This is a genomic window from Pseudovibrio sp. POLY-S9 (assembly GCF_001431305.1).
Classification (GTDB): domain Bacteria; phylum Pseudomonadota; class Alphaproteobacteria; order Rhizobiales; family Stappiaceae; genus Pseudovibrio.
In genome coordinates this window covers 132,481-145,710 of the sequence record NZ_LCWX01000237.1, presented here as the reverse complement: position 1 = coordinate 145,710, position 13,230 = coordinate 132,481, and the positions used below count along the sequence as shown (strand labels likewise).

General features: G+C 50.8%; 8 protein-coding genes and 1 pseudogene. 5 read left to right on the top strand and 4 right to left on the bottom strand.

Annotated elements, in window-relative coordinates:
• The 5 genes from PPL9_RS34400 to PPL9_RS24750 all read left to right on the top strand — a co-directional run.
• On the top strand, positions 1–666 hold a 666-nt coding region (locus tag PPL9_RS34400; protein ID WP_244273462.1), incomplete at its 5' end, for a TOBE domain-containing protein.
• Positions 659–2,083, top strand: a complete 1,425-nt coding sequence (locus tag PPL9_RS24765) for a CehA/McbA family metallohydrolase (protein ID WP_057465209.1) — start codon at positions 659–661, stop codon at positions 2,081–2,083. The genes PPL9_RS34400 and PPL9_RS24765, both read left to right, overlap by 8 nt.
• Before the next feature lie 11 nt (positions 2,084–2,094).
• A complete protein-coding gene (locus PPL9_RS24760; protein WP_082597103.1) occupies positions 2,095–2,946 on the top strand; it encodes a sugar phosphate isomerase/epimerase in 852 nt (283 codons plus the stop codon).
• A gap of 15 nt (positions 2,947–2,961) precedes the next feature.
• Positions 2,962–4,032 (top strand): Gfo/Idh/MocA family oxidoreductase, encoded by a 1,071-nt coding sequence (locus PPL9_RS24755; RefSeq protein WP_057465208.1) that lies wholly within the window; start codon positions 2,962–2,964, stop codon positions 4,030–4,032.
• A gap of 355 nt (positions 4,033–4,387) precedes the next feature.
• Positions 4,388–9,565: a hypothetical protein gene (locus PPL9_RS24750; RefSeq protein ID WP_057465207.1), complete on the top strand. Its 5,178-nt coding sequence runs from the start codon at positions 4,388–4,390 to the stop codon at positions 9,563–9,565.
• 85 nt (positions 9,566–9,650) lie between these two features.
• Here the strand turns inward: PPL9_RS24750 and PPL9_RS24745 are convergent, their stop codons facing one another.
• The 4 genes and pseudogenes from PPL9_RS24745 to PPL9_RS33695 form a co-directional block, all read right to left on the bottom strand.
• Positions 9,651–10,727, bottom strand: a complete 1,077-nt coding sequence (locus PPL9_RS24745; protein ID WP_208989608.1) for a cytochrome c peroxidase — start codon at positions 10,725–10,727, stop codon at positions 9,651–9,653.
• A gap of 113 nt (positions 10,728–10,840) precedes the next feature.
• Positions 10,841–11,551: an SCO family protein gene (locus PPL9_RS24740; RefSeq protein WP_057465205.1), complete on the bottom strand. Its 711-nt coding sequence runs from the start codon at positions 11,549–11,551 to the stop codon at positions 10,841–10,843.
• Between the two features lie 65 nt (positions 11,552–11,616).
• Positions 11,617–12,927, bottom strand: coding sequence for a selenium-binding protein SBP56-related protein (locus PPL9_RS24735; protein WP_057465204.1), 1,311 nt, complete (start codon positions 12,925–12,927; stop codon positions 11,617–11,619).
• Between the two features lie 22 nt (positions 12,928–12,949).
• A pseudogene (locus PPL9_RS33695) lies at positions 12,950–13,230 on the bottom strand (hypothetical protein); the annotation flags it as partial.

Genomic DNA, 13,230 nt, shown 5'->3' with positions numbered 1-13,230 from the left:
CGTGCGCTGGTAAACCCAAGTCAGGTCTACCTGTTTGACGAGCCGCTCTCCAATCTGGATGCCAAGCTGCGTTTGGAAGCACGCGGCTTCTTGCACCATTTGCAGCACAGCATGGGCATGACCTCGGTTTACGTCACGCACGATCAGGCCGAAGCCATGGCGCTTGCCACCCGTGTTGCGGTCATGGATCAGGGCCGGATTGTTCAGTTCGCAACCCCAATGGAAATCTACCGCAAACCAGCCACCACCTTCGTAGCAAACTTCGTCGGCAACCCGCCCATGAACCTGCTGCCAGTGGAAGCGATGGTGGAAGACAACAGCCTGAAGGTGAAAGCTGATGGTCTGGAAGTTGTAGCCTTGCCGATGCAAAAGTCCTTTGCAGAAGCCGTTGCCATCAACCCCAACATCACGCTGGGGGTCCGCCCGGAACATCTGCGGGCAACAGCTGAAGAAGAAAACGTGGTGCGCGGCAAACTGTTTGCCAATGAAAACATGGGCGCGGAAAAGCTCGTCACCATCGAGCGTCCAGATGCTGCCCGTTTCACCGCCCGCATCTTCACGGATGATGACATCATCCTGTCAGAAGATGTAGCACTCGGCTTCTCCAGCCAGCATGTCTCTTTGTTTGATGCAGACGGAAACAGATTGGCATTGGACAATGAGTGACACTCTGGATCACCTCAAATTACAGCACCACATCACGAAGGCGGATCAGCTCAAAGATCCGTACTTCTATCTGGAATTTGAGGTGCCGGAAGGAACGACACGCTTTGACGTGTTGCTGAACTACCCCAAGGCCAGGGATTGTATCATCGATCTTGGATGCCTTGATCCCGAGATCACGCCGTTTCCGGCAATCTCGGGGTTTCGTGGCTGGAGCGGGGGCGCCCGCGACAGCTTCTTCATCGCGCTGGATGATGCAACACCGGGTTATGTGCATGGCCAGATCCAGCCGGGCACATGGCAGATTATCCTGGGGCTCTACAAAGTGCCGGAAAACGGCGCTGACATAGAGCTCTCCATTTCCTTTGATCAGACATCCAGAAAGCTTGCGCCACAGCCCGTCACACCCAATCCGGTGCGCCAAGGGGCAGGGTGGTACAAGGGGGATCTGCACTGCCACACCTTTCATTCCGATGCACGCGGCGCGCCTGAGCTGCTCCACGCCGCTGCAAAACAGGCAGGGCTGGATTTTCTGGCAATCGCGGACCACAACACCACCACCCAGCGCAGATATTTCCACCGGCATTCCTCACAGGATCTGGTCTTCGTAAGGGGCATGGAAGTCACAACCGCAGTCGGCCACGCCAATGTCTTCGGCATTGATGACTGGCTCGACTTCCGCATGACCAGGCCAGATCACGCCCACATCGTCGCCAAAGCGGCTCATGACCGCGGCGGTCTGTTCTCCATCAATCACGACAAACCGCCGATTGACTGGACCTACGAGCTGCCAGAGATCGACTGCATGGAGGTCTGGCAATCTGCATGGCTCATGTACAACTGGGTATCACTGGCACGCTATCAAAAGCGCCTCAGTGAGGGGCATCAGATTTCCCTGATCGGTGGCAGCGACTACCATCAACCCGACCAACTGTTACCGGAAGGGCCGCTTGTGCTGGCTCGCCCGACGACAGTGCTCTGGCTGGATGAACTCAGCGAGAAAGCTGTTCTGAACGCCATGAAAGCAGGGCTCGGGTATGTGACCGAAGGGCCAGACGGCCCGCACCTGTCGCTCACCTCCGGTTTGGTGCGCATGGGGGATAAAGTGCCAACAGGTACCACAAGTTTCTCCGTGCACGTCAAAGGCGCCAAAGGGGATGTGTTGCGCTGGGTGGATGCATCCGGCTTGCGGAAAGAAGATGTTCTCATCAATGATGAACAGCAGATCTCCTTCAACCAGCCAGCTACAGGATTCCTGCGAACTGAGATCGTTGCGCGTGAAAACCACACCGAGCTGCTTGGAGAATTTTTAGGGGCGTTCAAAGGCAAAAAGCTTCCTTTGGGGCTCACTGAAGCAGACATACTGGAACAGCCCATTATCCGGGCTCTTTCCAATCCAATATACATAGTAACGGAATAGGACAGCACGGCATGTTGATCGGGAATGCACCGTGTTCATGGGGCGTCTGTTATCCAACAGGCAACGCATACGCGCCAGAGGAGTATCTGGCAGAGGTCGCAAGCGCAGGCTACAAGGGGACTGAGCTTGGCCCGCTCGGGTACCTGCCAAGGGACACAGAGGCGCTCAAAGCCATGCTGACGAGGCATGATCTCACCTTGATCGGCGCAACCCACGTGCACACGTTCTCCCAACTGGAAACAAGCGCCCGGTTCCATGAAGACATGCAGGCACAAGGTCAACTCCTGTCATCCCTTGGCGCTAAGCATCTGGTGGTGATGGATGAAAGCAACGTCTATCCGCCAGAACAGCTCGGTGTGATGACACTGGCCGCACGAGAACAAATGTATGAGGACCTTACAAAGGCCCATGCAATGCTTGCTGAGACCCACAGTGTTGCACTGAGCTTCCACCCCCACATCGGCACATGTGTTGAGCTGGAAACTCAGATTGATGACCTGCTGCAAAACACACCGCTCAACCTGTGTCTTGATACAGGCCACCATGCGTTCTGGGATCAGGACCCACTGGCGTATATGCAGCGCAAATGGGACCGCATTGATTACATGCATCTGAAAAACGTTGATCCAGCTGTACGCACGCGCGTTCTGTCTGGCGAACTCAGCGTTCCTGCGTCTCTGGCTGCAGGGGTCATGTGCCCACTTGCAGATGGAGCCGTTGATATTGCGGCGGTTATGGACGTCCTGCGGGCAAGGGACTTCCGGGGACCGGTTGTTGTTGAGCAGGATATTGCTGAAAACGCAAGTGAAACATCGCTGGAACTCGCCCGCCGCAACTTCTCCTTTATTGCAAAACTCGCTTAAGTCTGAGGAAGAACAATGTCACTGTCCGTCGGAATTATTGGCTTGGGCGAAGTCGCTCAGTTGATGCACCTGCCACTTCTTGCAGATGATGCCCGCTTTACCATCTCGGCCATCAGCGATGTCTCAAACGAGCTTATGGAGTACATCAGCGACCGCTACGGTGTTGCAAAGCGGTATGCTGCAGCCTCAGACCTGATTGCAGACCGCTCGCTGGATGCAATCTTCATTCTGACACCGGATCACTTACACGCGGACCTTCTGTCAGAGGCAATGAAAGCCGGCAAGCATGTCTTCATCGATAAGCCGGTTTGCCTCAACAAACACCAGATCCCACCGTTGTTGGAAGCGCAAAAGAACAGCGACAGCGTGGTATTCGTTGGCTACATGCGCAGATATTCCCGCAGCTTCCTCGCTTTGAAGGACCGCATGCCGGATCTGGCAAACATCCGCCATGTCCGCATCCGCGATATCATCCGCGAAGCGCCATACTTCACCCGCCAGACGCGCCCCGTTGTCCGCGGTAGCGATGTCCCGCAGGAGATCATCCGCGAAGGCCAACAGCGCACCACAGCCATGCTCCGTGAGATCATGGGGGAGAACGCCAGCGAAGATCAGTTGCGCGCCTATCAGGTCCTGACCGGGCTGTCCTCACACAGCTTCTCCGCCATGCGTGATCTGCTCGGCATGCCAAAGGCAGTGAGCTACGCCAAACAGCATGGTGGGGAAACGGTGATGGTCCTGTTTGATTATGGTCACTTCACCGCGCTGTACGAAGCTGTCATCTCTGACATTGCTGAATTCGATGCAGGCATCGAAGTTTTGACCCAGACGGAGCGGTACCATGTGACCTATGATACGCCGTACATTCGTAATCTACCGACACAACTTAGTATCACTCGTTCAACCGATGAACAGACCACCAAAGAGGTGATTGGTCCGTCCTATGAAGACCCGTTCCGGATTGAGTTGGACGCCTTCTATAAAGCTATAGTGGATGGAGAGTTTTACGAAACAACGCTAACCGACGCAGCAAACGACTTAACCTTGTTTGCCGATGTTGGAGCAAAGTTTACAGATGTAAAATGAAGATTATACTATTTAAATCAGTACATTAACAGGCATTTCTGAATCTCTTTCTTAAGAATGCCTGTGGGCTCTCTAGCCGTTACGCTCACATTTCAACGCAAGCAAACGCAAACCAACGCAAGGCCAATTTCCGTTGTGTGCATTGCGTAATAACCATCGCATTTTGTGTATTTAAATCTTGCCTCAAATACAAATCCAGACTGGATCTAAACTTACCTTAACTTAACCAAGTATCGGCAACGCAATTTTCAGCGAAAGACTTGATTTTTCCCATATCCGAAGAGCGACAACGCATAATTATGCGCAGCGCGATTAAAGTGTGAAACAGCAGTTTCCAGAACTTCGGAGTTTCCAAATGCCTGAGAATAACCTCCCTCCAGAGCACGAAAACTGGGCGCATGCAGTCTTAAAGACGATGAAGGTCAGGTTTGAGCTACCTGATGATGATCAGGTGCCGAACAGCGAAAATGGGCAAGGTGGCGAAACAGTCTCTGTTTCTCAGGCAGAACAACCCCCGCAAGACAAAGCCGAAGAACAGCAGGCTGTTCTGGATCTGGCAGAACGCAAGCGTATTCATCAAAAGGAATTATCTAAAGTAAGCAGGAACTTAAGGTCTCTTGCTAAAGCAGTACATATAGCTGGTAAACGAACTGATGTCTTTATTGAAGACGTCACTCAAAGGGTGTTTGAAGATGCCAAGCAGCTGGCAGAAGCCAATGTGAAGCAAGCCAATGACATCATGAACAAGCCAGATAAAAAAGGCTTTGTTGACCTTGGTAAACTGCAGGCCTTCATGGACCGTGGAGAAGAATATCTCCGCGTGATGCAGTCCAACTTCAAGGAAGGCCAGGACATTACTCTCGATAGCATGAGGGGGATAGCAGCTGAAGCCAAGAAGAAACTGGATGATGTCCATAAGCAACGCGCCAGTATTGAAACCTGGAACATTGATCTGTCTCGCTTTGACGGGGCTTACGAGCAGGCTGCTGAAAACATTAGGGATCTGAACACGGCATTGAACAGCAACAGCATCTCTGTTGCCAAGCAAAGTCTACAAGCCGCATCTATCAATCTTGCGGTGTTGAAAGACCTGCTGAAGAAAACGCAAAAACACGCTGCAAACGCGAAAAAAGATATCGAGTACCGAGTTCAATCAACCGAAACAGCAGCTGCTGATCTGAGTACACGTAAATCCGAAATAGAGCATAATTCCAAAGACTTGGTAGAATTTGAGAAGCTTCATGAGGCGGTCGTAACTAACTGCAAGCAAGCATCATCTCTGGTCGCTGCAGGCAACGGCATTGAGGCCGAAAAAGCGGCAGAGAGCGCTGAAAACGGCTTCATCGAAATGCAGCAAGTTATGTTGCAAAGCATCGCGTCTTCTGAAGGGACCTCTGAAGAGGACGATGATGACGAGAACGAAGTGAAACTGCTTGCTGGTGATGCGATTGAGCTGACAAAGAAGGTGGATGAGTTGGTCTTTCAGGAAGGGTTGGTGAGTGAGTACAACGGACTTCTGCCTGTCTTCAGGAAGGCGGATAAGTCTGCGCGTAGCGCCATTGCAGAGGCGCAATCTGACCTATTGAAAGGTGAAGTGCTGTCCGCAGAAGATAAGCTTGAAAAGGTCAAGCTTGACCTCACAGAGATGCACGAGATTGCCGTGGAGGCACAATCGGCTCTTGAGATTGCACAGGATCAGATCGCTTTACTGCAAAAACAAGCCGATATTTTGCTCTCCCGTCGCTCTGAATTTGTGAAATTTGCAGAGGTAGAGGAGAGAAAAGTCATTTACCTCAAAAGGTTCGATACTATCGCGGGCGAAGTTGAGTTCAACCTTAATCGAGCAGAAACAGCGGTGAAAAATGAAAACCTGAGCGAGGCCAATCAGGTCACCGCCAACGCTCAGACCTCCATTACAAACCTGCAAAACCATGTCGACAAGTTGCAGTACTTCCAGGGGATCAGAACAGCTGCTACTCAGGAGGAAAATACCGAGCTCTTCATGCAGACATTGGACAGACTGCGAGAAAATATTGCCGAGTTCAATGATCGTAGCGATGTCTTCAAAGACAAAGAAGAAGAAGCAATTTTCGATAATCTATACGATAGAGCTGTCGAGTACTCTGATCAGGCGGAAAATCTCTTCAAACGTAAGAAATACGAAGACGCCGACGATGCAATCGATAACACCCAGATTGCTCTCAGCGGCCTCGAAATCGCCTTGGAACGCGGCGCAAAAACAGCAGCCAAAGTTGCAGGCCTGAAGCTTGAGGTGCAAGAGGCCTGGGGACGAATTCAAGCCTATGAAAACGTTGCGAATGGCATTGTAAATGATGAACTTCGTGGGGAATTTCTCAGTTTCAGGATGATCGCCCAAGGCTGCGCCAAAGAAGCCTTTGATTACATCAGCCAAAGCCGCATCACAGATGCCAGAGGCGCGCTGGCAGACCTGAAGCAAGCTATGGTCAATCTGGACGCTTTTGTCGCCAATCCGCCAAAACCAAAGCAACCGGAAAGCTATCAGGCAGGTACGGAAACATCTGAAGTGGAAGAGGAAACTCTAACTGTAGAGCAACTGGCGGAAAAAGAAGAGCAGGAAGAAATTGCACTATTCGTCAGGGAGTTAAAGCAGCTTCGCGTTGAGGTCGAACAGCTGAAAAACGCTGTCAAAGAGGGGAATAAAGTTTGGGGACGTTTCTGTGAAGGGGACTACCTCCAACGGTTCCAGAACTCATTCCAACTGGCAAACGCCTCAATCGATGAAGCGATGGATTGGCTTACAGGCGCTGACCAAATGATGACACCTGGCCCACGGATGAAAGTCAATCAGGACCTATTCATCACGAGCATACGAGAGCCAATCACAGAGGCCAAAAAAGCCTACCGTGACATGGAAAATGCATTTGATGTCAGCAAGCAAATCGTGACGTCGCAGCTCAACGGCATCTCTGAAGGAGCCAAATACTACCTTGCTGCATTCGAAGATATTTACAAAGTGCGTGAAAACTTGGGTGGCTGGGCGATTGATCTGTCCGCATTAGATGATGCCTATCTGACGGCAATGGACAACATTGCGGAACTCAAAATATCCGTAGAAAAACAAGATGTTGCAGCATCTCGAGATGCTTTGGATCTGGCTGAAACACACCGGCAGAGCATGAGACAGGCGAGTGAGGCAGCACAGAGTGCTGCGCTTGAGGCAGAACATAAAGTCGTCATGACATTGACGGATATGCTGATTGACTACATTAAAATGTCGGAGCTTGTAGACACCGTTGCTAAGTTCCCAGAGATTTTGAAAGTTTTTGAAAATGCGGATGCCACTGCGAAAGCTGGTCTGGATAAAGCTCTGGAGCTGGTAAACTCTGGAGAGGGAAAGACAGCAGTCCTGCAGTTTTCAGATGTCGAAAAAGCTATGGACATCATGGTGGATGCTCTCGGTGATGCAGGTGTTGCAGCTGTAAGAGCGGAACTTGACGCGCAAGCGCCACGCGATGCTGATACCACTGTCTTCGGGATTCAAAAGGAGGAGATCCTTGCCGAAGTCGAGACACTCTCTGATATCATTGAGGCCTCTTACAGTGACTGGATTGACTATTGTCGTGGGGATCGTGAAGCCCAGTTCAACGACTATTTCGAGTCAGCAAAGCAAAAGCTTGAAACAGTAGTAGCTCTGTCCAAACCACCTGAAGATGGTGACGTAAACGGCATTATGGCTAAGATGAGATATGAGCTGGCAGAAGCACAGTCCTTCTACAATGCTATGGATAGAATCCACAATGTAAGTGAAAGCATCGCGACCTTTAAACTACGGGACATGAACCAACGTGCTGAGTACTTTCAGAATAAGATAGACAAAATTAGTGAGGGGCTCAACCAATACGTCGATTGGGAATTGGACCTCTCCGAGTTTGACGTAAAGTACAATGAAGCCAAAGACTTGATTGAGAAACTAAGAGGAGCGGTTCAAAAGAAGGATTACATCAATGGAGTTGACATCGTCCATGAAGCGCAAGCAGCTGTCGATGCGATTGACGGTGAAGAGCAACGCTACGCAGACTTGTTCGTAAAAGCAAAGGCAAGCTTCATCGAAGGCTTTGGGGTTTATCGCGAAAGGATCGCAGAGCTTGTGAAGCGTCGCCCCGAACTTGAGAAGATCAAGCATCTCGCTGCTGCCTTCGATGATGCTGAACGCTCAGCTCTTCAGGCTATTGATCGAAGTATCGCGCTGATCAGGAAAGGAGACCGCTTCGGCCCTGACAAAGAAAGTGAATACATACTCAGCCAGGAAGATCGCATGCTTGAACTGCTCCAAGAGGCAGTGCCACTTGCAAAAAATCCAGAAAAGCTCGGTGCCACGATAAAAGAGAGCCAGCAAAAACTTGCCGAGTTCGAGGCTCTGAAGAAAGACATTCAGGATGGCATGGACCGTGAAATCTTTGAAGCAATGCAGGTGCGCGGTGCTGAACATGCAGCAGAAGCACAAAAGCTGATGGATCAGGAAAACTTCGAAAAGGCCGAGTTTGAGTTATTTGCTCTGCGCGTTGTTAATGAAGCTCTGCAATCAAGGCACGATTCCGGTGTAGCCATAGCAGATAAAATTCCTGAGCTGGAACAGGAAGTTGAGGATGTAACAACAGACCTTGCTGATCTCAATAAACTGAGCAACACGATCCAGAATGCCGATGACGCAGTAAACTACGGCAAGTATCATTCCATCGGTATCCGAACGGCCTTTGAAGCAAAAGACTTTCTCCTCAAAGGTGAGATCAGACGTGCTCAGGCAGCGTTAAATACACTCCAGTACTACCTTGATAAAATGGAGGAACTTCTCGACAAACAGGGTACAAAAGGTCCTAAGCGCAGGTCTGGTTCGGTGCAATCTAAATCAGAGGATCAACCTGAAGAAACACTCAAGCCATCAGAAGAGCTGGAGTTGGAACGTGAAGACAGCTTCGGCCCAGCTGATGATGAAGAGCAAAAAGCCAACCTTCAAGATGCAATCGCGTCGACTGACCAGCTTCTGGAAACAGCCAAGGCAAATGTTAAAGACCTGCTGGATGCATCAGAAGCAGAGTATTACGGGATGATCCTCCAGAAAGCCGAAGAGCACGCCGCCGCCGCAAAAGACCACCTCGCGAATGCCAGATTAGACGACGGCGATGAAAGCATCGAGTACCTCAAGTTTGCTTTGGACACTCTACATGATGCGCACCGCGTAGGTCTCGCAACCTCGCAACTTGCGCCAGGCTATGAAAAAGAGATCGATGAAATTGGCCAAAAACTCATCCTGCTCAATCTGAAACGCAACACGATTAGCGAAGCGAAGGCTCAGACTGAGTTTGATAAGGTCCGCAACGAAGCAAGCGCATCTGTTTATCAGGTTGCACGCTTGCTCAACGACAAAAACATCCGCAAAGTCAAATACGAAATGGGCACCCTGCGCGAAAAAGTCGGCAACCTGGAAAAAATCCTGAACAGCCACACCAGCAGACGCGCAAAACTGAAGAATCTGCTAAAGCGCAAGAAGTAGAATGTGTTTGCGAGCGATGATGAGCATTCTAGTCCGGATAACAACACGCACTGCAAGTCTGAGGGGATCGACCTAGGTTACTGCCTTAGTGATTATCAGGTGGCAATACTCTTGCTTCGCTTATCAGGCAGTCGAGATCAGGAGAGGTCAGGCTTTGCAGAAAGGCTTCGAGGTCTTGTTTTTCTGCACCTGTGAGACCAAGCGGGCGGATGCGTGGGTCTTGACCACTCAGTTGTGATCCGCCTTGGTCGTAGAACTCAATAACCTGCGAAATCGTACTGAGATGGCCGTCGTGCATATAAGGTGGCGTTACTGTGAGATTACGCAGTGAAGGCGTGCGAAATCTCCATCTGTCAACTGGGTCCTCTGTTACCTCATAGCGCCCAAGATCAGCTTCGCGTTCAGCACTAACAGATTGGATTTTTGAAAATTCCATCTGATGCACCACTCCGGGGGCAACTTGCACAGGAATGCTTGCCGGGGGATTTTGGCGCTTCTCTTCACGCATCTGACCATATCCGGTGTCATGGAAAAGCTCATCCGTAAAGAGAGTGTGATCATCTTCGATCAGATGGCAAGCACTGCAGCCCGCTTTGCCGTTAAAAACCTGAAAACCACGCTTAACATCGGCACCAACAGCAGTTTCATCACCACCAAAGTACCATTGATCAAAGGGACTGTTCCCCGCAAGGATTGTTCTTTGATATGCGCCAAGGGCCATCCCAATCCTGTCGAGAGACGCCTGAGCCTCGAAGGCATCCTCGAACATCTGCGCATAGTCCGCAAGCTCCTTCAAAAGAGCAACAACACGTCCCGCAGACGGATTTGCCATTTCATTTCGCGCGGTTAATGGACCAATAAACTGTGTCTCTAATGCATGATCCCGGCCATCATGAAACAGAACATCCAGGTATCCAACATTCAAAATGCTTGGTGAGTTTCGCTTAAGGCTGCGCCCTTCAACACCGATAGCTGTGCTCAGTTCCCAATTGGTGAACCCTTGCTCTGGAACATGGCACATGGCGCAAGACATTGTGCGATTGATCGACAAGCGCCGATCGAAAAACAACTTCCGGCCCAACTCAATCTTCGCGACACTCGGCGGGTTGTCATGTGGATGGGGGACGGGCGGAAGTCCAAGCGGGGTAGAAAGGCTCCGCATCAAAGCTACTTCAGACCAGTTTCCTGAGTCTGCTATGCAATGTGATTGTGCATGTGCGCCATCTGCCCAACACAGGAGACTGCCAATCAGACATGTAAGAAACCACTGGCGCATTATGACCTGCTTTCTTCCAGTAAAAGCGTCTCCACGTCTGTGATCAGGAGCCTCGGGTCGATGGTTCCAAGCCCATAGACGTTGCGTACAATGCCTTCGCGATCAATCAGATACATCCGTAAAAGATGATTGATGACCTCCTGATCATTCGACCGATCAATGACTTGGCCAAAACCATCCAGAATAGGCTGCAGATCTGTCATGCCTGAACTCGTAAGCACGTGCCATTTCAGCTTCTGATCAGCATTCGCATCGATTTGAAGGGGGTATGAAAAGGAGTTGATGGCCTCGACCGTATCGCGGGCAGGGTCAAAGCTGATCGTGATCAGCTGAACGTCTTCTCGTAGTCCGGGCAGCTTCTCGCTGGCATCGTGAATTTCAAAGAGCGTCGACATGGCGATTGGACATCCATTCTCATCGCCGCACATCAGATAGACAAAGCTCACCAGATTGATCTTGCCTTTGGTCAGTGCTGCAAATGAATGTGTCTGTCCATTTACATCCAGAACCCGTCCATCTGGCGCCGTCCTAAACCGGTTCAGCGTGTAAGAACCCGGCTTGGGAGGATCAAACTGAAACTCTTCATGAGGGGTAAAGGCATCTGAAAATGGGCGAGTGGGAGCAGCTTGTCCGGCCATTAAGGTATACCAGAGTGCTGGAAGTGTTGCTGCAACACCACTGAAGACCAGGAACTTTTTCAATACACGCATGCATCAGACCTAATGAGTTGGAAAAGCATGGGGCAACACGCGTGCTGCCCCAAAACGAGTTTGATCTAGCTGGTGTACAGCTCAGAACTGCCAAAACGCATGATGTGCGCACGGCCAAGGCCGAGCTTGTAAAAATCGATATCAAAGTCCTCGATCAGCTCTTTCTCATCCCAGGTGTATGCACGCAGATATTGCACATCGTCGTCACCCTTTTTGTCCCAGTTTGCCAGCAAGGAAGAGCTGAAGTAGACCCGTTTCCCATCCCAACTCTGGCTGACCATGTTGACCTGACGGTCGATGGTTTTCTCATAAATTTGAGAGGGGTTATGCGGATCGGAAATATCAAAGAGCCGCGTCTTGCCATCCATGAAGCTGTTGACCCACAGTGTCTGATCATCAGCAGCTATGGAGATATCGACGGGAAGCGGAATGTCCGCAGGGTTTCCAATATCCGCTACATCTTTGGCCTGCCATTCCCCACTGTCGTCCTCATAAATCAGCCAGAGTTTGGAGGTGAGAGCGGTCGTAGAGAATGCATAGTTCGCATTTGGGCCCCATGGGAAGCGGATCTCCAGCGGAGCGCCCGGCACGTTGAAGACCTTACGCGGCTGACGAGTATGCAGATCCCATTGAACGATCGTATTGCCAAACCGCTTCATCGCGTCGGCATCTTGCAGCATCTGGCCAAAATCCATCATGTAGTTTGACCAGCCAGTAAAGGAGGAGGTCAACATGATATTCTTGCGAATGAGTGCGCGAATGTCATAGCCATAACCGTCCGCCACAGCATCCCCCACAGCAACGGCACCTTGCATGTCGCTGGTGGTTGGCATCCAATAAGTCGCCACGTAATCGCCGGTATCGTTGTATTCAGCCAGTGCCGTACGCCCACCGTGATCATCATCATTGGAAAGCCCGGTGATCATCATGCTGCCGGGAAGGGCAAAGAATGTATGTGGCCCAACAACGCCCCCTGAATCCTTGACAAAAGTCTCGATGGTTTTGTGCAGGGATGGTTTTGATGGATCGGTGTGTACGTCGAAGATGAAGATGCGATTGGTATCCAGACCACCAGTCCAGAAATAGCGACGATCTGCTGAAAAACCACCATGATGCGCTTCATTCCGTCCACCGACAGAAAGACTGTTGATCACCTGACCGCGCATGGGCGAGTCTGGCCGCAGATCAATGGTAACAAGCTTATCTTGCTCATCGCCCATTCCCTCAACGCCAAGTGTCCAGACATAAACGAATTCTTCTTGCCCGGTAATCTTGGGCATATAAGGTGACTGACAGGTTTCATCTGCAAAAGCTCTAAACGGCCCGGCAGCCGCTGCAGCAGCAACAACCAGTGCACCAAATTCTCTTCTATTCATAAGATCCTCCCATAGAAATTAATTAATGAGTATTTCGAGTTGCCTCCAACTCGCCGGAGAGAGCCTCCAAATTTGCTCTCTCGGCATCAACAATTGAGCAGTGCTGAATGGCAGCTGCAGCGCGTATGTTTGCTTCTTTGAGAACGGGTAAAATATGCGTGTGAAGTCGCGGCTTTATGCGGTTTTGGGGGCCAACAACACCCATGCTGAAGAGTGCTCCAAGTCGGTCAACCATAATGGGCACGGCAATGCTGGTGACACAGTCATCAATCTCGCCATCACAAAGCGCAAAGCCATCGCGCC